The following is a 22,352-nucleotide window of genomic DNA, read 5'->3' as shown; positions in this document are numbered from 1 at the left end:
AAGATATTGAAGAGGCACTAGAGAATAAGCAGCTAGAGAAGTTGGATGTGAAAGTTTCAAGGATCATCTTTAAACTAGCTATAGGGCATTCTGTTAATGAGCTTTCCGAAGGGTATTGTATTAAGGAGGGAGTATCGACTACTCTTTTGGAGACAGTATGTCTACTGAAGAAATTGAGGAAGTCTCTCTTCCATTTGATATTAGCGGAGAGCCACTTTTGGAGATAGGCAGTAGGATGTATAAAAGGATAATAGTTCTGGATCTCAACTTGGCAGCTATTCATAATACTGAGCAAAGATTAAGTACTTCCTTAGTATTGCTGGATTGGGTAGATGTACAGGATTCTAAATATTCTTACACCAGCTATAGATTCGGTGAAGAAATCATAGTTAAGATGATAATAAATGATTTTTAATTATTGGAAGGTTTTAGAGACTATAGTGAGTTAAAGTTGATATGCTCATCGAACAAATTGCTAACTGAGGCTAGAGAGAATATTCAATTAATAATGTCTGGCAACACACTTGATTCAATGGATAAGAATAGAACCGCTAGAGACGTTCATTTTCAACTTTCTTTTGCGGCACATCTAGAATTAGCTAGATATAACATTAGTGTTCAAGAGCCTGATTTTTAAACGTGAGTCTCGCATACTGTTATTCGTTCGGGAATACAAGGAAGAGGGCGGGTTTACGAGTCCCTTTACTTTCCTTGGAGAAGCGGAATACGTGAGTCATGAAGGCAACAAGCCAATCAGTTTCGTTTGGAGGCTGAAGGAAGAGCTGCCTCCGTCTATGTTGCCGGCGGCCAAGAAGGCGATCGTGTAGCAACATGCAGCAGGTCAAAGGATGCCTCCAATGTAGGCGTCCTATTTCCATTCATTTTCAAATTTTAAGGAACCTCAAGACAGAGGCCTCGTTATCCGCTGCAAATCTGATACACTAGCGATAGAGAAGAATGACGAAGGAGAGTGCTAATGGATGAAGATCGCTCAAACACCTGAACCTCCGTATTACGCCGTTGTGTTCACCTCGCAGATGTCGGATGGGGACAACAAGGGGTATGGAGCGATGGGGGACAAGATGGTGGAGCTGGCATCTCAGCAGGAGGGGTTCCTTGGCGTGGAAAGCGCTCGCGGCGGCGACGGCTTTGGGATCACTGTCTCTTATTGGGCGACGATTGAGGCCATTGAAGCTTGGAAAAACCACTCTCTGCATCAAGTCGCTCAGGACAAGGGCAAGGCGGAGTGGTACCAGCATTTCGGTTTGCGAGTGGCAAAGGTGGAGCGGGACAACTTTATGGGTTGACTACTGTCGAAGGAGTACCCGTGCTGGTCGTTATCAAATATTGCGAATCATGTATAATAGTTTTAGATTGAGAACGCGAGGGAGGATGACGCTCATTATGGCCATCTTGAAGAATGATTGGGCGGAGAAGCTGGAGGGGGAGTTCGAGCAGCCCTACTATGTGAAGCTGAGAGAATTTCTAGTTGATGAATATAGCAGGGGAGCGGTATACCCGGACAAATACGATATTTATAATTCGCTTCATTACACGTCGCTTGCCGATACGAAGGTCGTCATCCTGGGACAGGATCCCTACCATGGACCGGGCCAGGCGCACGGTCTCAGCTTCTCCGTAAAGGAAGGGATCGGCACGCCGCCGTCGCTGCTGAACATGTACAAGGAGCTGCGCGAGGATCTGGGCTGCTACATTCCCAATAACGGCTACCTGATCAAGTGGGCGCAGCAGGGCGTTCTTTTGCTAAACACGGTCATGACGGTGCGGGCGCACGAAGCCAATTCGCACAAAGGGCAGGGCTGGGAGCATTTCACGGATCGGGTGATACAGACCATCAACGAGAAGGACGAGCCCGTCGTGTTCCTGCTATGGGGCAGCCACGCCCAGAAGAAGGCGGAGTTCATCACGAACCGGCATCATCTGCAGCTTCGCTCGCCGCATCCAAGCCCGTTGTCGGCGCATCGGGGTTTCTTCGGCAGCAAGCCGTTCTCCCGGGCCAATGAATTTCTTCGCGCGAGCGGCCGCGGGGAGATCGATTGGCAGATTGAAAACATATAAGCCAATGCCTTTCGGGACCCAAACGACCGCCTAAAGTGTGAGCGTCTGCATCCAAAAAAGGAAAGGGGAGGGATGACATTGCCGAGACTTGTTTGGAAGTGGACTTTATGGACGATAGCGGTTGTCGCGTTGTTGCTTTTGCTCGCGGCAGGCCTTTTCCTCAATAAGGTTGGACTGGACAATGCCGGACTCATGTATCGGCTGCGATCTGCCGATGGAGCAATCCTACCCATGAACCGGGACGGAGAGTACGTATCCAAAGCGAAGGGCCACCGAGAGCTTCTTAAGGAAAAAATGCATGAGGAAGGCTGGATCTATGCAGGCCAAGAAGGGTCCGGCTATTTTTTCGAGAAGGACGGAGAAACAACCATCGTGACGGCAACGCAAATCTGGAACAGGCATTACATCAAGTATCGCACTGCTAATCGGGAGATCGATCTGGCGGCGGAGAGTTAGAATTTCCGAGCCGTATCGTTTATCATGGACTTACTTCATTAACATAACACTAACGATCCCTATAGAAAGGAACTGAGCCATGAACACGGAACCGGTCAAACTGACTTCCTACTCAACCAAAGGAGGCTGCGGGTGCAAAATCGGACCCGGAGAGCTATCCCAAGTCCTTCGCGCCTTGCCGGCCTCTATACCGAACCCCAATCTGCTGGTCGGTATCGATACGAGCGACGACGCCGGCGTTTACAAGCTAAGCGACGAGCTGGCGCTTGTGCAGACGGTGGACTTCTTTACGCCGATCGTCGACGATCCGTATTCGTTCGGCCAGGTGGCCGCGGCCAATGCGATCAGCGATATATATGCCATGGGCGGCAAGCCGCTGACGGCGCTTAATATTGTCGCCTTTCCGATCAAGACGCTGGACAAATCCATTCTTGCCGAAATTCTTCGGGGAGCCGGGGACAAGACGCGGGAGGCGGGGATTACGCTCGTAGGGGGACATTCCATCGACGATGCCGAGCCAAAGTTCGGACTTGCCGTCACGGGCCTTGTACACCCGGACAAGGTGCGGACCAATGCGGGGGCGCTTCCCGGCGACAAGCTGATCCTGACCAAGCCGATCGGCGTAGGCATCCTGACGACGTCCATCAAAAAGGACAAGCTTAGTGCGGATGAGGTTCGTCGTGTAACGGAGGTCATGGCGACGCTCAACAAGACGGCCGCGGAAATTATGGAGCCGTTCGACGTGCATGCCTGCACGGACGTAACGGGTTTCGGCCTGATGGGACATGCGCTGGAGATGGCCAAGGGCAGCGGGGTGGGGATACAGGTGAACGCTTCGGATGTCCCCGTCCTGCCGAGGGTCAGGGAGCTGGCGGAGTCGGGCTTCGTGCCGGGAGGCACGAAAAACAATTTTGCCCATGTCAAGGATTCCATCGACTTCGCGGATACCTTGGACGAGATCGGGCAATGGATCCTGTGCGATGCCGTTACCTCGGGGGGCCTGCTTATCTCCGTAGCCGGAGAACAAGCGGAGGAGCTGCTGGACAAGCTGAAGCAGGCCGGCGTGGAGGCTGCCATCATCGGCGGCGCGACGGATGAGCATCCCGGACGCATCGAGGTCAGATAAGTCAAGAAAACATAGCGCAAGGAGACGGTATCGTTGTTTCAGGATATGAGCATAGACGAGCTATTAAAGATGCGTCAGAGCAAGACGGTCGTCACTATCGACGCGCGTTCGCCATCCGAATTCGCCGAAGCGACGATTCCGGGCAGTCTCAACATTCCGCTCTTCGACGACGCGGAACGCGCGGAGGTCGGCACAACCTACAAGCAGGTCAGCGTTCAGGCGGCGATGGACCGCGGGCTGGAGCTGGTATCGGCCAAGCTGCCTGATTTCATTAAGCAGTTCCGCGAGATTCCGGGACAGAAGGTCGTATTCTGCTGGCGAGGCGGCATGCGCAGCAAGACGACGGCAACGGTTCTCTCCTTGATGGGCATACGTGTTCATAGGCTGACGGGAGGCTTCCGCGCTTACCGCAAGTGGGTCGTGGAGACGCTGGAAAATATGGAGCTGTCTGCTTCTCCGATTGTCTTGCTTGGCAATACCGGAACAGGCAAGACGGCAATTCTCCGCCAGCTCGCGGAGGAGGGCTATCCCGTCCTTGACTTGGAAAGGATGGCCGGACATCGCGGTTCTATCTTCGGACATGTAGGGATGGCATCCCATAATCAGAAGACGTTCGAGTCGCTGCTTGTTGCCGACTTGCTGCAGCTCGGGCAGTCCCCATACGTCCTGATAGAAGGGGAGAGCAAGCGAATCGGCAAGGCGGTCATTCCGGATTTTATCGTGAGGAAGAAGGAGCAAGGAGAGCATCTGCTGATTCGTCTGCCTATAGAAGAACGCGTACGTCATATCGTGGAGGATTACCGTCCGCTGGAGCATAAGCAGGAGCTGATACAAGGCTTTCAGCGCATTCGCCGCCACATTCATACGCTGGTCGCCAAGGAAATTGCGGCATGTCTGGAAGCCGATCAATACGAAGCAGCCGTCCGGCTGCTCCTGGAGCATTATTACGATCCACGCTACGAGCACGCAATGAGCCAGTATAGCGGGCCGACGACGATCATCGAAGCCGGTACGGTTGCCGAAGCCGCTAGGCTGGTGAAGGAACAACTCATGAGCCGAGGATATTGAAGAGCGAAGAATATTCAGAAGCCGTGCAAAGTGGCTTGGCATTAACCGGATATGACATGCCGCTACTTGCCGTCGCATGAATTTCGTTTTCGGCGACCAGGATCAGCTCGCCCTTGCGTTCCATATGCTGGATTCCAATGTCTCAGGAGCGACTGGATTAGTTATGAGGGGAATGCGATCGCTACCGAGGATGATGACGGAGAACCGCGGAACGTATAGTTGTCTTTGAATACATCGCCATGAGGCTAATACATCATGGCGATGTATTTTTCTATTTCCGGAATCAACACATAAATAACGCTCTTGTCCTAAAAATACTTACAAAACGGATCCGAGCGAGTATGCACTCGCATCCTCCGCGCTGCCCGTATATCCAGATAAAGAGCCGGAACGGACAACTATAGCGGTGCTACAAACCTAAGTCCTTTGTCTCGGGGATCGATCAACATCGGTTCAACTCCCGTTTGTGCAAAGCAGGAGAAAATCAGAGTTCGCTGCTCATATATTCTTACAAATTATGCTATAATTAGACAAGCACATAGAACGGCTTGCAAGGGCGGTCGGCTACCTCTCTCAGAAGGGAGGGATGCCCATGGAGGTTAAAGACGCTTTGACGTTGATGATCAGTTTCGGTGCGCTAATTGTAGCGCTGCTAACACTGGTTGTTGCCATCATTGCAGTATTTAATCAACAAAAATAGATCGCCCCGCTGCAAGGAATGCGATCTATCTCTGTGATTTAGATTAGGTTCCGAAGCCGACCGCCTTTGAAGCGGTCTACTGTGCTGCTGGAGTCGTGTGGTCGCACGGCTCCTTCTTTAGTTTTATTATAACTACCACTGTTTATACATGCAACATGGAAATGGTAATGAAACCATACTGGTCAGGATGGCTAGACTACTGGTGATTAATACCGCGATCTAACGCCGCGAAAGAGCTTAATAAACCTTTTCGCTTCGATTTGAATCCTTTTTGCCGAAAATAAGGTACTATAAGATCAGGAAATCGTTGCAGAAGGAGGCTGGCATATGAGTATTCTATCCAGATTCAGGGATTTGATGACCAGTAATGTGAATGCGCTGCTTAAGCGTTCCGACAATGTAGAGAAGTCGCTTGACGAATATATGCGAAGCGTAAACGGCGAGCTGGGCAAGGTGAAGGCGGAGACGGCGTCGATTATGGCGGCGGAAAGCCGGGCGAAGCGGGCACTCGACGAATGCAAGGCGGAGATCGCCAAGCTGCAGCGTTACGCGGAGAAGTCGGTTCAGTCGGGCAATGAAGCTCAGGCGATGAGGTTTCTGGAACAGAAGGCGGCGGAGGCTGGCAAGGAAGCCGAGCTGCAAGCCGCTTACCATACCGCGGCGGGCAATGCCGCGAACATGAAGGCGCTGCAGGAGAAGCTGACCGCGGATATCAACTTGCTGGAAGCGCGCCGGACGGCGATCAAAGGCAAGCTTGCGGCTGCGGAAGCGCAGCAGAAGATTAACGCTGCGGACACAGCGGGTATAGCGGGAGCGTCTATGCTCGACGAGCTGGAGGAGAGGGCGGAGCGAGCTTATGACGAGGCGATGGCGCTCGCCGAGCTTCGCAGAGATGCGGCCTACGATATAGACGCAGAATTCGCCCAATACGAGAAGGCGAAGGAAACGAAGCCGGAGGAAGAGCTGGCCGAGTTGAAGGAGAAGCTGGGGCGGTAAGGCCTTTCGAATGTGGATAAACAATAGCGACGCTCCTGTCCGTTTGAAGGACAACCTCGTACATCCGAGCGATCGAAACTAACAGACACCAGCGACGCTATTTGTCCGATTTTTAACGTTCACCCAATCTAACAGACAGGAAAGACACTATTTGGTCGTAATGGAGTCAAATGACGCTCTGAGAATGTCAATAAGGTAGTCTGTGTCCGTTAGATTTTCGATAACCCAAAAAAAACGAAGAATAGCGTTGTTTATGTCCGTTAGGCGGTCAGTAACTACTGACTAGTGACTAGACGCTTTTGGTTTTTTAACCACCCGTCAGGGTGATTTTGTTAAGGAAACAAAGGTAGCACAACAGTACGAATCGGGAAGAGAAAGGGGTGTGATGGCACGAATGTCGGTCATTGCATATAAGTGTCCGAACTGCGGGGGCGAGATGGCGTTCGATAGCGCCTCCGGCATGCTGCTATGCCAAAGCTGCGGCAGGAAGGACGAGATCGAGAGCTATTCGGGCTCGAACAGCCACTCCGTTTTTAGCGGAGACGAGGCGCGGGAATACCACTGCACAAGCTGCGGCGCCGTGCTCATCACGGAGCCGGAGACGGTAGCGACGTCTTGCAGCTTCTGCGGCTCCAACGTCGTATTGGGCGATCGGCTGGCGGGAGAGCTGTCTCCCGACATCGTCATTCCGTTTGCAATTAGCAAGGAAGAGGCGCAGAAGGCGTTCAAGAAGTGGTGCAAGAACGGTCTCTTGACGCCGCCGGGCTTTATGACCGCGGATCGGATCCAGAGCATCACGGGCATGTACGTGCCTTTTTGGTTATACGATCTGCATAGCAGCATCCAGGTGCAGGTGCACGGGACCAAGGTACGAACCTATAGAAGCGGCGACTACATGTATACGGAGACGCAGCATTATGACGTTTATCGGGACATCGTGCTGGATTACGTAAAGGTGCCGGTGGATGCCTCGGAGAAGATGAACGACGAGCTTATGGACAAGCTGGAGCCGTTCCCCTATGATCGGCTAAAGGAATTTAAGGCGCCCTATCTCTCCGGCTACGTCGCGGAGAAATACAATTACGACGACAGCGTATTGTATCCTCGCGCCAAGCATAAGATTGGCGATTATATCGAATCGTATATCAAGTCCACGATGCAGGCTTACCATGTACTGACTTACCAGAACAAAAACATTCAGACTTCCGCGCTGAAGGCGGATTACGCGCTGCTGCCCGTCTGGGTCGTGCATTATGACTACAATAAACAAAGATACACCTTCGCGATGAACGGGCAGACGGGGAAGGTCGTCGGAAAGCCGCCGCTGAGCAAGGGCAAAATATTCGGCTGGTTCGCGGGCATCTTTCTTGCGGGGTTCGCGGCCATGAAAGCCATACAGCTGGCGATGGGAGGCGGAATATGGTGACAGTAAGAAACTTGAACCGCCTTTTCCCGTTTGCCAGGATGGTCGCTATTATAGGGATGCTCCTCCTGTGCCTTCCGCTGGCCTCCGTGTACGCGGCCGAGGACGGGAAGCTGCTGATTTACGACGAAGCGGGACTGCTTGACGCGGAGCAGGAGGCCAAGCTTACGGAGATGGCAAGAACGTACGGTGCCGAAAGGGAGACCGACATCATCATCTATACCTCTCTTAACGAGTCGGGAGCCGATGTCATGAAGATGACGGAGGACTTCTACGACAACAAGGCTCCCGGCTTCGACAAGCCCCATGGCAATGCCGTCATTCTGACGATGGACATGAAGTTCAGGGAAGTTTATTTGGCGGGCTTTTACAAGGGCGAGGAGTATCTCGACGACGGCAGACTGGACCGCATCAGGAACCGGATCACGTCCGATTTGTCGGCGGGCGATTATTACGCCGCGTTTTCGGACTACATCGTAACGGCGCATCGTTACATGGGTTACAAGCCGGGCGTGGATCCCGATAATATTTTGTTCAAATGGTGGTTTCAGGTCGGCGCAGCCGGTGTTGTAGCGTTCCTGATCGTCTGGCGGATGGTGGCGAACTCGGGAGGAAAAGTGACGGTGCACAGCCGTACCTACGAGAACGTCGGATCCTCCGGGGTCATCGGCCATCGGGACCAGTATATAAGAACGACGGTCACGAAGCAGCATATTCCGAAGCCGAGCAGCGGTGGTGGCGGAGGAGGAGGCGGTGGCGGCAGATCGTCTGGCGGCCATTCGCATAGCGGAAGCAGAGGATCATTTTAAAAGGGGAAGGATGAGGCATAATGGTGTTTTTCAAAAACCAGTTCGCGAACGTAGTGGAATGGGAAGAATTCCGCGACGACATGATATTCTGGAAGTGGAGCAACAAGGAAATCAAGAAGGGGAGCAAGCTGATCATCCGCCCCGGCCAGGACGCGATCTTCGTCCATAATGGCAGAATCGAGGGCATCTTCCAGGACGAGGGCGATTACAATATCGATTCTCAGATCATTCCGTTCCTCTCCACGCTCAAGGGCTTCAAGTTCGGCTTCAATAGCGGCATGCGGGTCGAAGTCGTGTTCGTCAACACGAAGGAATTTACGGTAAGATGGGGGACGCAGAACCCCGTCATGATTCCGACTCCGCAGTTGCCTGGCGGCATGCCGATCCGCGCCAACGGCACGTTCGTGTTCAAGGTAAAGGATTACGTGACGTTTATCGATAAAATCGCCGGCGTGCGGGAGAGCTATCTCGTTGACGACGTAAAGCTTCGCATTACCTCCGTGCTCGACAGCCTGCTCATGAAGTGGATCAGCACGGAAGGCAAGGATATGTTCAACCTCCAAGCCAATGCAGCGGAAATCTCGCGGGGCATTCGCGAGGATCTCGACATGGAGCTGCTGGATATCGGCATCACGATTTCGGGCTTCCAGGTGATGAGCTTCAACTATCCGCCGGAAATCCAGGCGATGATTACAAAAAACGCCTCGCACAGCATGATCGGGGATATGGGGCGCTTCCAGCAGGCGTCGATGATCGACGCGATCTCATCGGGCAAGCTGCAAAGCGGCGGAATGGCGGCCGATGCGGCAGGCATGATGATGGGCATGAATATGGCCAAGGAAATGATGAAGGGCATGAATGGCGACGGCGGCCAGCAAGGCGGAAACGGCGGAGGCTCCGGGCAGCAAGGGAGTTCCAACGCATCGGGGCAGCAGAGCTCCGGATCGGCTCCGTCCGGCGGGGTGAAGCCGAATTTCTGTCCGAACTGCGGCGCCAAGAACGAAGGCGCGAATTTCTGTCCGAACTGCGGTCAGAAGCTGGGCTGACGGCAGTAGATCCACTGTGCGTCTAATGGTCGATGGATGAGCCTCCGTTGCGATCAAGCTGGCAGCGGTCGAACACTCATAACTCGCCAACCCCCAGGACAACCAACAAGCCGTCGCGACCATCGCGGCGGCTTTTTCCTGGTCTTGCGGAGAACGCTCCCTATTTCGCAACTGCCGTGTCTCCCGACGATTCTATTCCCGAACTGCGGCCGCGTTCCTTCGCCATCGACCAGCCGATCAAAATAAGCGATGCGACGATAATGGCGGTCGGAATCAGGAACAGCAGCGGATGATATCCTTCGATAAAGAGAGGGAGGACATAACCAAGCAGCGTCGCCATCAGAATGATGCTTTCGTACAGGCTGGCGCCGAAACCGCTGCGGCCGAGGAACATGCGCTGCACATAACCCATCGCCACGCCGAACTTGATGGAGACGAACAGCGAATAGACGGGCTGCACGAGGAAGAAGTAGGCCAGCGGAGGCGCCGCAAGATAGACGGCGTAGCAGGCAATTGCGCACAAGCCGCCGAGCATTAAAATGCGCTTGGTCCCATAGCGTGCCGCCCAGTAACCGGAAACGGTCATGAGCAGCAGCTCGAATACGGCTTGTACGCTCCAGATGTAGGAGGCGAATTCGGCGCGGCCGAACAGCTCTTTTACGACGAGCGGCAGGTATAGCCCGCGCACGGCGTCAGCGCATGCAATCATAAGAATAGCGAGAAGCATGAGAAGAGAAAAAGGTTCTCCTCCCTTCGGCGCCGCGACTTTTTTGCCCGCCGTCGGCGTTTCGGCGCCTAGCTCTTTGTGCATCAGAAGCAAGAGCATTAGGGCGGCATAACCGGCCAGATTGCCCCATAAGACCCCTTGAAACGTCGCGAGCACATACAGGTTGGCTCCGATCAGCAAGCCGGCGAAGAAACCGACGCTCATCGACGAACGCAGCCAAATAAGCGCCATCTCGACCAGAGAGGGCGCCAGGCGGGCGAAGTGGTTACGCGCCAGCGCGAACAGCTGTCCCATAATGAGCCCGGAAGGAGCTGATGCCACGCACAGAAAGATAAGCGCCTGCGCGTAATTATCCGCCCTCATATACATCAGCAGCCCTATCATGCAGATGATTGCCGCGACGACGGCAATCCTTTTTTTGCTCCTCATCCGGTCGCTAAAGATGCCGACCGTTATCGTAACGATGAGGTTGAGCAAGGCGGAGATCGCGAATACCGATACGATCTGTCCTTTGGCAAGTCCGATGTTCTCGCTCAGATAGATGGCATTCATAGGCGCAAGTATGCCGAGTCCGATGCCATAGCAGAACAACGCTCCCAATAACCCGCGAGCTCCGGGTACGTCCGCGAACGTCCGCAAGTCCTTCCATATGTTCAATCGAATCGCTCCCAATCGGATCAGTGGATCATCATCTAGTTACGAGTATACCACCAACCTTCCGATCTGTATCGATCCTTATCAGGAAGACGCTCCCTGGCCGCTTTCCGACTTGCGCAAATACGCACCCGTTATCGAATGCTCGGCAGCGGCAAGCTGGACAGGAGTGCCTTCGAATACAATGCGGCCGCCCTGATGTCCGCCTTCGGGACCCATGTCAATAATCCAATCCGCTCTCTTGATCACATCCAGGTTGTGCTCGATGACCACCACCGTGTTGCCCCCATCGACCAGGCGGTTCATAATGTCCATCAGACGGGAGATATCGTACATATGCAATCCGGTCGTCGGCTCGTCCATCACATAGAGATTGCCCTCCTTATGCAGCTCGCCAGCGAGCTTGATGCGTTGGCATTCTCCGCCCGACAAGGTGCTTAAAGGCTGGCCCAGCGTCACGTATCCGAGTCCCACATCCTCCAGCGTCTGCAATTGACGGAGCAGTTCCTTCCTGCTAAAGAACTCCAAAGCTTCCCGTACCGTCATGGCGAGGATGTCGCTGATGGATTTTCCGTTCAGCTTATATTCCAGCACTTCGTCGCTGAACCGCCTGCCCTCGCAGCTTTCGCAAATCGTCCTTATCGGCTCGAGAAAGGCCAAATCCGTGTATATCATCCCGAGACCCTGACAGTTGGAACAGGCTCCTTTGGAGTTGAAGCTGAACAACGATGCGCTCACCTTGTTGGAGGCTGCGAACAGCCGCCGGATCTCGTCCATCATTCCCGTATAAGTGGCCGGATTGGAGCGGATGGATGTGCCCACGGCCGACTGGTCGATCACAATCGCCTCCGGATGCGATGGCAGGAAGGCTCCGTTAATCAACGTGCTTTTGCCCGAGCCGGCTACGCCCGTTACCACGGTCAGCACACCGACGGGGATATCGACGGTAACATCCTTCAGATTGTGAAGCCTGGCGCTGGTTACGGTCATCCAATCCGTAGGCGTCCTTGTTGAAGTTTTCAAGGGCAGGCTTTGCTTTAAGTGCCGTCCTGTCGGCGTATCCGCGCGGAGCAGGCCCGCAAAGTCTCCTTCGTAGACGATTTCTCCGCCGCGGGTTCCTGCAAGAGGTCCGACATCGATGATGTAATCGGCGATTTCGATCACCTCGCGGTCGTGTTCGACGACGAGTACGGTATTGCCTTTGTCCCGGAGCTGACGCAGCATGCCGTTAAGACGATGGACATCTCGCGGATGCAGCCCCACGCTCGGCTCGTCGAAAATGTAGATCATGCCGGTGAGACTGCTGCTGAGATGACGGACCATCTTGATGCGCTGCGACTCCCCGCCCGACAAAGTGGCGGTCTGTCGGTCCAGACTCAGATAGTCCAGTCCGATGGAGACCAGATGGTTCAGCCGGGTCAAAATCCCGCCGATCATCGGACCCGCAACGGGATCCCGAATGGCTTCAATCATACGGATCAGCTCGCCGATCTCCATCGCCGCGCACTCCGCAATGTTGTATCCGTTAATCCGGCAGCCCAAGGCCGCTTGATTAAGCCGGCTTCCCCCGCAAAGGCTACACTCGCAATAGGATAAAAAACGTTCCACCGTTTCGCGTTTGGCATCCGATATCTCGCTGATGTCCCGTTTTACATACAGGCGGGTGAGTTTGGGCAGCAGCCCCTCGTAATTCGATTCGATATCGCCGCCTATCGAGCGGTATACGATTTTGCTTTCTTTGCCGTTTAGAAGAGCGTCCCATTCTGCCGGCGTATAGTCGGCAAGCCGCTTGTCGTTGTCGAACAAGCCGGAATGGGTGTACGTGTTCAAGTACCAGCTTCCCACTTTAAAGACGGGGAACAGAATGGCGCCTTCATTAAGCGATTTGGACTTGTCGAACAACTTGTCCACGCTAAACTGCACCACCTGTCCGACTCCGGAGCATTCCGGGCACATGCCGGCCGGTTCGTTAAACGAGAAGACACGAGAAGAGCCGACTGAAGGATTGCCGATTCTGGAGAAAAGCAGCCGGAGCATGGCATAAATATCCGTGATTGTGCCAACCGTCGAACGGGAGTTGCCGCCGAGTCTTTTCTGATCGATGACAACCGCCGTAGACAAGTTCTCGATGAGATCGGTATCCGGCTGACTAATCCGGGGCAGCCGATTGCGGACGAACGCGGAAAACGTCTCGTTAAGCTGCCGCTGAGCTTCTGCGCTGATAGTGTCGAAAACAAGGGAGGATTTGCCCGACCCCGAGACGCCGGTGAAGATCGTGATTTTTTGCTTCGGGATGCGGACATTTACGTTTTTCAGGTTATTCTCGCGCGCTCCTTCAATTACGATATCATAGCCGTTCATAGACATCACCTCGGATTTCTATTTTCCAAGAGCGAATGGTAAATGAGTTGTACAACGCCCGAGGAGAACGTTTTTGTATGAACCGTTTTTAAATTCAACCTCTGTTTTATATCCGCGAACAGCGGTTTACCTTCTCCCAAAACAACAGGGTGAACGGATAATCTAAATTCATCGACAAGTCCTAAATGGATAAAAGTCGTAATCAAACTTGCTCCGCCATATAACCAGATGTCTTTGCCCGGCTCATTCTTTAATTTAGCCACTTCTTCGAGAATACCGTCATTGATGAAAATGACTTGATCATCGGTACTCCTTTGCGTTCTGGAAAAAACGTATTTTTTTTTGCTATGAACCAATTCCCAAAATTCTTTTTCAGAATCCGAATGTTCGATTTCCGGAGTATATTGTCCCCATAAATCATAGCTTTTTCTTCCATATAAAATGGTATCGACTTGATCTAAAAAATGATTAAACTCCATCTCGGCGTCCATAATGCACCAATCGATTTCACCATTTTTCCCTTCAATAAAACCATCTAAAGTAACCGCCAAATCTAAAATGATTTTTCGTTTCATGAGCTGTAACTCCTTTCGTTGACCTACCCCCATTATAGATCCTCAAATACGTCACCTTATGTCATATTAAGCTTCTGGTCCTTCGGGCAGCCGAACGGCCTCCAGTATACGCTGCGCGGCCATGCACAGCTCCACTTGACGGAAGCCGAGACCGCGGGTGTTCCGTAGAGGACCGCTTATGGCGGTACGAATCCAGTCCGCGAAGGAGTAAACGGCGTATTTGCGCACGTCCTTTGCTGTCGCTAAAGTCTCTGCCAGAGCGATGATGAAGGCCAGAGACGACGCGTCCGCCGGCAACCGCATGCTGCCGGACAACCTGGGCACGATACTTTTGCTCCACAATTCCCGAGGCGGAAGTCCGCCAACGCCGAGCATGCGGCCGACACCCAACACCTTGGCTTCGGGGAGCGAGTCGAGCATCTCTTTGCACATCTCTTCGGTTAGTCCGCCGATGTCGACGCAATACGTTTTCCCTTGCAACCCTCTAAGCTGCCGAATGGCGTCGTAGTAGCCCATGTTCAAGCTGCGTCGTATCGATTCGGGGTTAAAGCTCATCATGCCGCCGAGCGGCTCGGAAGGCGAGATGGTCGTAACCGTCATGCCGGGATACCGGGCTTTGCGAGTAATCCCGAGTCCAAGCGTCCTGATCGCGACGACTTGTTTGTAGCCTTTAAGAGCCAGCATATTAATCGGACAGTTATCATACAGCCCCCCGTCGATAAAAGCCTCGTTGTCGATGACGGTTGTTTGAAAGCCGGGAAAGGAAGCGCTGGCCATCAAATAATTCGCCAACTGTCCTTGCGGTATATCTTCCTTGTACAGCTCGCGCGGGGCACGGCCCGTCAAGGATACCGTTACCAGCCCGAAGTCGGCAGGGGATTCTCTCAGCCGGCTTTCATCGACAACGGATGCGATCAATTGCCGCATCTTTCTGGTATCCATGCCTCTGCTCGCGATGAGTTTCCGGGTTCTCGAGGCCAAGTGGCGCAAGGCGCTTGTGTCGAGCCTGCGCCGCATCAACAGATGGTATTCCTCATCGGTAATATCGAAAATCGCGCGGGCATCCAGCCGCTCCCACAGCCGATAGCCGTTCTCGAAGTCGCCTTGCGCGATGACGGCTCCGTTAAGCGCGCCGATCGAGGTGCCGACTACCGCGTCGAACGTGTGGCCCGCCTCCAAGTACGCTTTCGCCACTCCCATATGATAAGCGCCTTTGGCGCCGCCGCCTTCAAGCGCCAGCCCCAGCCCCGGCTTTGCAGCTTCCGCCATGATGGCAATCCTCCCGTCTGTCTCGTTGCTTCGTTATGTATCCGCTTATAAAGATATGTATGCCGTACCTTGCAGACATTTCCATTATACCTCCGGCAATCGTGCCATGCATATGGCGAGAAGGTATATTCGGCCTGCATAACGTCAGACTATATCAATGAAGAGAGGAAGGAGATGGTCATGACAAATCTCGGAAGTATAGCGGGGATGACGGCGCACTTCAAGCAAGGAGCCGGACTCTATCGCGGGGTCTTCGTCGTGCTTGGATACGACAGGATGCAAGACAGTTTCATAGCAGGGTTGTTGCAAGGGAGTGGAGAATGGACGGCAGTCGGTTCCTTCCGGGAAGGGATGAAGCCGGAGGAGCGGGAGACGCTCGCCAAAACGATTGTGGACAATCGGGAGGCTGACGGCGGTTTGCGTACGCTGGTTCGGACCAAGCCGGGGATTTGCGTGGAGCTCGGTTTCGACGGACTTTCAGCCGGCGATATTGGCGGGATGAATCTTGCCTCGGCGGTCGTTCATCTTGTTCATCCCGCTTTTTGTTCCTTCCGGTTTGGAGAGAAGGCGGACACTTGCTCCTGGAGCAGGCTGATCGTGGACAATGCGGACCTGCTCCCCAAGGCGGGATTGACGCACCCGGACAAGCCATTGTGGGCTTCCGCTGGCATCGCCAAGGAGGACTATGCGGCTTATCTCATCCGGATCGCTCCTCGGCTGCTGCCGTTTTTGCAGAATAGAGTATTGACCTCGATTCGGTATCCTCACGGCGTGCCGGGGGAGTTGTTTTATCAAAAAAATTGTCCCACATACGCACCGCCTTTTGTCCGTACCTCGGAATCCGCAGGGATCAACTACATCGTCTGCGACGACCTGTCGACGCTGGTCTGGCTTGGCAATCAGGCGGTTATCGAGCTCCATGTCCCGTTCCAGCGCATCGGCGAAGCGAATCCGCTCGAGATTGTGCTGGATCTCGATCCGCCAAGCCGCAAGGAGTTTGCGCTCGCGGTGCGCGCGGCCATCGAAATTCGCCAGGTGCTTGACCGGTTCGGAATAACAGGTTATCCCAAAGTATCCGGAGGGAAAGGGATCCAGATCCACATTCCGCTTGGCCCGGAGAACACGGTGACGTACGACGACACAAGAGTGTTCACGTCATTCGTCGCGGAATATTTGGTACAGAAGTTCCCGGCGCTGTTCACGATCGAGCGGCTAAAGAAGAAGCGGGGCGGCCGGCTTTATGTCGACTATATTCAGCATGCGCCCGGCAAAACAATCATAGCGCCCTATTCCGCCAGAGGCACTGAAACGGCCACGGTGGCGGCTCCCTTGGAGTGGGACGAGGTGAATGATGGCCTCGCGCCGGAGCAATTTACGATTCCGTCGGTGTTGGAGCGGCTTCATACAAGGCCTTGTCCGATGCGGAATTATGGGGTCCAATCCAACTCTGTCCTTGGCATTGTCATTGCGCAACTGAAAGCGGGAACGACTCGCTTGTGATCAAGGCTATAGCAAAGCCGTCCCCCTTAGCGGAAGGACGTCTTCTTAAGCGAGCGCTTGCTCGCGGACTCCAGCAGCGCCGGATCGAATTGGCCCAGCTTGCGGATGAAGTAACACGTCTCCTCTTTCGGAAACCGCGGACCGGACCGCAAGACAAGCCCGGGGCAACAGGAATAAGATTCCTGCAAGCCAGGGATACTAGGACCGGATCTGTATTTTTTGGCACTAATGCAGCGAGACTGGCTCTGTCCTTGTTTAATAATAAAGCAATAAGGTGAATAGATAGGGATTAAGCTCGTCTATTCGGAGGTGTGCTAGCTATGAGATATGTTCATGCTATTGGTCTGGTACTCGTGCTTGTGATGAATGTCTTGGCGCAAAGGTTGCCGCTAGGAGGCCGAACGATGGGGGAGCTGTCGGCGAAGTACCCCTCGCTCGTTACGCCGGCCGGTTACGCCTTCTCCATCTGGCTGCTCATCTACGCGTTTCTGATCGGATTCGTTATTTATTCCTTCACGCATGCCGGCAGGAACAGTAAAGCCGTGAAAGCGGTCGGTTTTTATTTCCCTCTCAGCTGCGTGTTTAATGCAGGCTGGCTTCTTGCTTGGCATTATGAATATGTATACGAAAGCGTATTCGTCATGCTTGCGCTGCTTCTTACGATAATCGCGATTTATACCCGCGTCAGGGCGGCAGGCGAAACGTACGTGTCGATGGGGGAGCGATGGTTCGTCCGCGTGCCGTTTAGCCTGTATCTGGGGTGGATCTGTGTCGCAACCATCGTCAACATCTCCTCGGCGCTGCATGCAAGCAAATGGGACGGATTCGGACTGTCGGAGACTTTGTGGGCACCAATCGTGCTTGCGGTCGGCGCCGTGATTGCGCTCGCTATCGCTTTTACCAGAAGGGATGCGGTCGTGCCGCTTGTCTTCGTCTGGGCTTATGTTGCCATCTGTATGAAGCAACAAGATCATCCGGGTGTCGTCTACACGGCTGCTGTCCTGGCTGTAGTCCTCGCGGCAGCGGCGGTTCTCGTTTTCCTTCGCAGCATGCGAACGGCAAGCTAATGGAGTACCCTCGAACGTTCTCCGATGATTTCCGTCTCAGAGAGCCCTGATGTTCGGGGTCTTTTTTTCGTTGAGCGGAAGTACAAATCTAAGTGGGGTTATAAGGGCGTTCGTACAACCGCAGAGGCTGGGGGCGAGCGTATGATACAGAAGCAGAGGCCATAGTCATAGAAAGGAAGAAGCCGAAATTGCTTCCACGGTGATCCTTATGAAGAAAAAACATTACGCGTTGCTTCACGAGACCGTGTTTCGTAATAGGACCGACAGGGATATGACGCTGGACGAGGTATTTCTGCGGATTGTGGGCTTTATGAAAAGCGATGCGCGTTCTTCGTACCAGCTGGTGATCGGCACGGACGCGCAGGTGCATCCCGGCCATACCAAGTTTGTTACGTCGATCGTTATTTTTCGGCCGGGTCGGGGGGCGTGGTTCTGTTATCGGCAGGTCATTTTGCCTCGCGAGATCTATTCCATTCAAGAAAAGTTGACGCTGGAAACGACGTTTAGCCAGGAGATAGCGGCGTTCTTCGACGCGGCCAAACTCTCGGAGCTCGAGGATATTCTGCTGCCGCATGTTTATCAAGGCGCCGAGCTCAGCATGTACATCGACATCGACGCGGGCACGGACGAGAGGCGCAACCAGACTGCGGCTTTCGTGTCCGAAATGGTGGGCAGGGTCGAAGCAATGGGCGTGTCGGCCCGCGTAAAGCCGGAGGCCATCGTGGCGTCGTCTGTCTCCAACCGCTTCACGAAGACGCCACATCGCGGCACTTGCGTCAACCAGTCGAGTTAAGCTCGATGGTGGATGGCCGGATGCCCTGCGGATGAGGTCGCCCGCCGGGTGGAGTCGGACAAGCTTGTTACCTGGAGTAGCTGGCGATGTGGGAGCTGAGCCGCATGGGGACCGATCCGAGCGAATGTAGCTGAAAAATCAACTACATTGCGCCATCTGCGGACAGGCGGGGACGAGCGAATGTGTATGAAAAACCGAGTACAATGGGGCGCGGACAGGCGGGGACGAGTAAATGTGTATGAAAATCCGAGTACAATGGGGCGCGGACAGGCGGGGCGAGTAAATGTGTCTGAAAAACCGAGTACATTGCGCCATCTGCGGACAGGCGGGGACGAGCGAATGTGTATGAAAAACCGAGTACAATGGGGCGCGGACAGGCGGGGACGAGTAAATGTGTATGAAAAACCGAGTACAATGGGGCGCGGACAGGCGGGGACGAGTAAATGTGTATGAAAATCCGAGTACAATGGGGCGCGGACAGGCGGGGACGAGCGAATGTGTATGAAAAACCGAGTACAATGGGGCGCGGACAGGCGTGGACGAGTAAATGTGTCTGAAAAACCGAGTACAATGGGGCGCGGACAGGCGGGGACGAGCGAATGTGTATGAAAAATCGCGCAATGGAGCAGATCCGGGCAAATGTAGCTGAACGCATCAGTACAGCTCCTTCGAAGCAACCGAACATGTGAGCCAACCGATCCGACCGTAGCTGCAATCGGCATCCCTTATAGCGGCATCGGCATGCCCATAGCCGGCGCAATCTTTCGCCAGCCATACTTTCACCCTGTTCGGAGGCGGCGAAATCAGCGACAATGGAGCGAGTGCGGCATACATAAGGTGCGGCGAACATGAAAGGTTAAAGGAGCGAATCATTTATATGGCTTATCAAATTATAGACGGCGTACGTGTGTGGGGAACGCCGGATCCGGGCGCGATGTCGCAGGCAAAAACATGTGCCGAACACGGCAACGTCTTGCAGGCGCTGCTGATGGCCGATCATCATAAAGGGTATAGCCAGCCGATCGGAGGCGTGGTCGCGTACGACGGGCAGATCTCTCCGTCCGGCGTCGGCTACGACATTGCCTGCGGCAACAAGGCGGTGCGCACGAACCTGATGGCAGCGGACGTCAAGTCGTCCTTGCCTTCCATCATGGACGCCATCGCCCGCAAGGTGTCCTTCGGCGTAGGGCGCGTCAATAGCGAGAAGGTGGACCACCCGCTGTTCGACGATCTAGACTGGAACGTGTATAACGCAATCGGGAAGCAGGAGCATGACAAATTGAAGGCGCTCGCGCACAGTCAACTCGGCACGGTAGGCAGCGGCAATCACTATGTCGATTTATTCGAGGAGAAGGCGACGGGACGGCTGTGGATCGCGAACCATTTTGGAAGCAGGGGCTTCGGCCACAAGACGGCCAGCGGGTTCCTGAATCTGGCGGCAGGACGCGAATTTCTTGGAAAAGCGCCCGGCGAGAGCATGGATCAACCTCCTGTTCTGCTGGATCTGGACAGCGAGCTTGGAGATATGTACGAGCGCGCGATGAAGCTGGCCGGAAGATACGCGTATGCCGGTCGGGATTACGTGATCGGGCAGGTGCTTTCCATTTTGAGTGCGCAAGCCGACTTCGAGGTGCATAACCATCATAACTTCGCATGGCGGGAGCGGCATGACGGCAAGGAAGCCGTCGTCGTCCGCAAAGGCGCGACTCCGTCGGCGCCGGGGCAGCTTGGTTTTATCGGGGGCAGTATGGGGGACATCTCGGTCATCGTGAGGGGCAAGGCAACGGACGAGAATCGGGATTCCTTCTATAGCACCGTACATGGTGCGGGGCGAATCATGAGTCGGACGCAGGCCGCGGGCAAAATGAATTGGAAGACGAGGACGCGCGCAGGCGGACAAATCTCTGCCGAAGCCATGAAGGAAGCCGTCGACGCATATGACGTCGAGCTTCGGGGAGCCGGTACGGACGAAAGTCCATTTGTGTACCGCAAGCTTCAGGATGTTCTTGACGCGCACTCGGAGACGATCGAGGTTCTGCATGTATTGAAGCCCATTGGCGTGTGCATGGCGGGAGCGGACGAGTTTGACCCGTATAAGGATTAGCAGAAGACACTTGCGCAGCCCGGCGCAGGTGTTTTCTCCATACTTGACCTCTAATGCTCGGAATGAAACGCGCTGCGCCGCCAAACGACAGCGACAGCCGTTTCACCTTGGTTGGCGATGGAATGGCTTGCTCTACCGCCCGATCAATGGATAAGATAGTAACAAGAGCTTGAGGTGCGAGAGAGGGTGCATTCGTATGACAAAAAAAGGGTTGGAAGAGCAGCTCGCTTCGCTTGCGAAGGAAGAGCTTGTTCAGCTGCTGGCAGGGCTGGCGGAGCAATACGACGAGGTGAACAAGGATTTGTCGCTTCGTTTCGTCGAGACGGGCAGCAAAGAGTCGTTGAAGCAATACAAAGCGATTATCAAGGCTTCAATCAAACAATATTCGGATCGGGGTTTCGTATTCTATCGCAATGTGTACAGGGCGTTAACGGGTGCACGGAAAGTCATGGAAGCCGCCGACGCGGCGACGGCAAAAGGGCAGCATCTTGCCGCGGCGGAGATCGTTCTGTGCGTGCTTCATGAAATGTGCGATCTGCTGCAAAAAAGCGACGACTCCGGCGGCGATGTGGGAGGAATGATCAAGGAGGGGTTAAGGCACTTGCTGACCTCCGCGGAGCAAGGGGGAGGCGTCGATACGAAGATACGAGCCTCCCTGTTTGCTATGACATTAAAAGAAGCGAAGCATTCGAATTGGGATGGCTGGAACGAATGGCGGTTGTCCCTTATGCGAACCGCTTCCTTGTGGATGGTCAGTCCGAAGGAGAAGGATCAATGGTGGAGCCAACTGGACGCGTTCGAGGCCGAGGAGCAAACGAAGGAATATCGAAGCAGCTTCTTCACGGAGGAGGCGTCGCAGCTTCGTTACGAGGTTCTCGCGAGATTCGACGGGCCTGAGCAGGCCAACCGATACATGGAAGAACATTTGGAAATCAAAGCGTTTCGGGACATCGCGATCGAGAAGGCCATTCTCGAGGAACGGTACGGCGATGCATTATCCTTAATCGAACAGGGAGAGCTTGGGGACAGGGAGCGAAGACACTGGGGCCTGGTCAGCCACTGGGAAAAGAAACGGGCCATCATCTACGAAGCGACCGGCGATCGGGAAGCGCTGAAGGCTTTGGCCAAAAAATATACGCTCGAAGGCGAATATGAATTTTTCCTTAAGCTCAAGGAAGCGACGGACGCTTTGGAGTGGGAAGCGAGCTACGAGGGGCTGCTGGACGAAATCGAAGAGGCTGCCCGAAGCGATTGGGAAGCAGGCTCGTTGTACAAAAAGTTGATTATAGAGGAGAAGCGCAACGACAGGCTGCTGCGATATGTAGAAAAGAACCCCCATTTATTGACGCACTATTATGTGCATTTGGTGGACAGCCACCCGGAAGAGCTGCACATGCTTTTTGTAAAGCAGATCACGCAAGAAGCCAAGGATAGCGAGAACCGCAAAGAGTACCGCAAGGTGTGCGATATCATTCGGCATCTGATTAAGGCGGGAGGACGCGAGCATGCGGAAGGACTGATCCAATCGCTTCGCGAGGCTTACAAGAAGAGGGCTGCGCTCCTCGATGAATTGGACAAAATAAAACTGAATTAGGCTTG

Annotated in this window: 21 protein-coding genes and 1 pseudogene; 17 read left to right on the top strand and 5 right to left on the bottom strand. The window is 54.1% G+C overall.

All coding sequences use genetic code 11. The features are described from left to right. The first annotated feature begins 157 nt into the window (after positions 1–157). From B1748_RS08355 to mnmH, 7 genes and pseudogenes are all read left to right on the top strand, one after another. On the top strand, positions 158–415 hold the full coding sequence (locus B1748_RS08355; RefSeq protein WP_143810267.1) for a hypothetical protein: 258 nt from the start codon (positions 158–160) through the stop codon (positions 413–415). A gap of 229 nt (positions 416–644) precedes the next feature. Beyond that, a pseudogene (locus B1748_RS08350) lies at positions 645–827 on the top strand (hypothetical protein); the annotation flags it as partial. Positions 828–980: 153 nt separating this feature from the next. Beyond that, complete coding sequence (locus B1748_RS08345) at positions 981–1,307, top strand: antibiotic biosynthesis monooxygenase family protein (RefSeq protein WP_087567435.1); 327 nt, start codon at positions 981–983, stop codon at positions 1,305–1,307. Between the two features lie 97 nt (positions 1,308–1,404). Further along, complete coding sequence (locus B1748_RS08340) at positions 1,405–2,079, top strand: uracil-DNA glycosylase (protein ID WP_087567434.1); 675 nt, start codon at positions 1,405–1,407, stop codon at positions 2,077–2,079. Between the two features lie 78 nt (positions 2,080–2,157). Further along, the gene (locus B1748_RS08335; RefSeq protein ID WP_087567433.1) at positions 2,158–2,535 is read left to right on the top strand and encodes a hypothetical protein; all 378 of its coding nucleotides are present in this window, start codon (positions 2,158–2,160) and stop codon (positions 2,533–2,535) included. A gap of 79 nt (positions 2,536–2,614) precedes the next feature. Further along, the gene (selD, locus tag B1748_RS08330) at positions 2,615–3,661 is read left to right on the top strand and encodes a selenide, water dikinase SelD (protein WP_087567432.1); all 1,047 of its coding nucleotides are present in this window, start codon (positions 2,615–2,617) and stop codon (positions 3,659–3,661) included. Positions 3,662–3,694: 33 nt separating this feature from the next. After that, entirely contained in the window at positions 3,695–4,729 is a 1,035-nt protein-coding gene (gene mnmH, locus B1748_RS08325) for a tRNA 2-selenouridine(34) synthase MnmH (protein WP_087567431.1), read from the top strand. Here mnmH and B1748_RS36785 read toward each other — a convergent pair. Then, positions 4,710–4,853, bottom strand: coding sequence for a hypothetical protein (locus B1748_RS36785; protein ID WP_179215471.1), 144 nt, complete (start codon positions 4,851–4,853; stop codon positions 4,710–4,712). The genes mnmH and B1748_RS36785 overlap by 20 nt on opposite strands. A gap of 468 nt (positions 4,854–5,321) precedes the next feature. Here B1748_RS36785 and B1748_RS36780 point away from each other — a divergent pair, with 468 nt between their 5' ends. From B1748_RS36780 to B1748_RS08305, 5 genes are all read left to right on the top strand, one after another. Beyond that, a complete protein-coding gene (locus B1748_RS36780; RefSeq protein ID WP_179215470.1) occupies positions 5,322–5,429 on the top strand; it encodes a putative holin-like toxin in 108 nt (35 codons plus the stop codon). 327 nt (positions 5,430–5,756) lie between these two features. Then, complete coding sequence (locus B1748_RS08320; protein WP_087567430.1) at positions 5,757–6,425, top strand: PspA/IM30 family protein; 669 nt, start codon at positions 5,757–5,759, stop codon at positions 6,423–6,425. Positions 6,426–6,819: 394 nt separating this feature from the next. After that, the gene (locus tag B1748_RS08315) at positions 6,820–7,851 is read left to right on the top strand and encodes a TFIIB-type zinc ribbon-containing protein (protein WP_087567598.1); all 1,032 of its coding nucleotides are present in this window, start codon (positions 6,820–6,822) and stop codon (positions 7,849–7,851) included. Between the two features lie 56 nt (positions 7,852–7,907). After that, entirely contained in the window at positions 7,908–8,657 is a 750-nt protein-coding gene (locus B1748_RS08310; protein WP_256975591.1) for a TPM domain-containing protein, read from the top strand. A gap of 20 nt (positions 8,658–8,677) precedes the next feature. Continuing rightward, positions 8,678–9,703: an SPFH domain-containing protein gene (locus B1748_RS08305; RefSeq protein WP_087567429.1), complete on the top strand. Its 1,026-nt coding sequence runs from the start codon at positions 8,678–8,680 to the stop codon at positions 9,701–9,703. 160 nt (positions 9,704–9,863) lie between these two features. Here the strand turns inward: B1748_RS08305 and B1748_RS08300 are convergent, their stop codons facing one another. The 4 genes from B1748_RS08300 to B1748_RS08285 form a co-directional block, all read right to left on the bottom strand. After that, positions 9,864–11,087, bottom strand: coding sequence for an MFS transporter (locus B1748_RS08300; protein WP_087567428.1), 1,224 nt, complete (start codon positions 11,085–11,087; stop codon positions 9,864–9,866). 81 nt (positions 11,088–11,168) lie between these two features. Further along, positions 11,169–13,445 carry an ATP-binding cassette domain-containing protein gene (locus tag B1748_RS08295; protein WP_087567427.1) on the bottom strand — a complete coding sequence of 759 codons (2,277 nt, stop codon included), beginning with the start codon at positions 13,443–13,445 and terminating at the stop codon, positions 11,169–11,171. 5 nt (positions 13,446–13,450) lie between these two features. Beyond that, the gene (locus tag B1748_RS08290) at positions 13,451–14,053 is read right to left on the bottom strand and encodes a dihydrofolate reductase family protein (protein ID WP_373271263.1); all 603 of its coding nucleotides are present in this window, start codon (positions 14,051–14,053) and stop codon (positions 13,451–13,453) included. 33 nt (positions 14,054–14,086) lie between these two features. Continuing rightward, a complete protein-coding gene (locus tag B1748_RS08285) occupies positions 14,087–15,289 on the bottom strand; it encodes a patatin-like phospholipase family protein (RefSeq protein WP_087567425.1) in 1,203 nt (400 codons plus the stop codon). 180 nt (positions 15,290–15,469) lie between these two features. Between B1748_RS08285 and ligD the strand changes: the two genes are divergently transcribed. The 5 genes from ligD (at position 15,470) to B1748_RS08260 (ending at position 22,347) form a co-directional block, all read left to right on the top strand. After that, complete coding sequence (gene ligD / locus B1748_RS08280; RefSeq protein ID WP_256975577.1) at positions 15,470–16,789, top strand: non-homologous end-joining DNA ligase; 1,320 nt, start codon at positions 15,470–15,472, stop codon at positions 16,787–16,789. A 320-nt stretch (positions 16,790–17,109) separates the two neighbouring features. Beyond that, entirely contained in the window at positions 17,110–17,856 is a 747-nt protein-coding gene (locus B1748_RS08275; protein ID WP_143810265.1) for a tryptophan-rich sensory protein, read from the top strand. Positions 17,857–18,064: 208 nt separating this feature from the next. Further along, positions 18,065–18,649: a ribonuclease H-like YkuK family protein gene (locus B1748_RS08270; protein WP_087567423.1), complete on the top strand. Its 585-nt coding sequence runs from the start codon at positions 18,065–18,067 to the stop codon at positions 18,647–18,649. Between the two features lie 877 nt (positions 18,650–19,526). Next, complete coding sequence (locus tag B1748_RS08265) at positions 19,527–20,753, top strand: RtcB family protein (RefSeq protein WP_087567422.1); 1,227 nt, start codon at positions 19,527–19,529, stop codon at positions 20,751–20,753. Positions 20,754–20,949: 196 nt separating this feature from the next. After that, entirely contained in the window at positions 20,950–22,347 is a 1,398-nt protein-coding gene (locus B1748_RS08260) for a hypothetical protein (RefSeq protein ID WP_087567421.1), read from the top strand. Positions 22,348–22,352 lie beyond the last annotated feature (5 nt).

Source organism: Paenibacillus sp. MY03, assembly GCF_002165585.1.
Lineage (GTDB): Bacteria > Bacillota > Bacilli > Paenibacillales > Paenibacillaceae > Pristimantibacillus > Pristimantibacillus agaridevorans.
The sequence above is the reverse complement of the archived record's forward strand: the minus strand, read 5'-3'. Positions and strand labels throughout refer to the sequence as shown.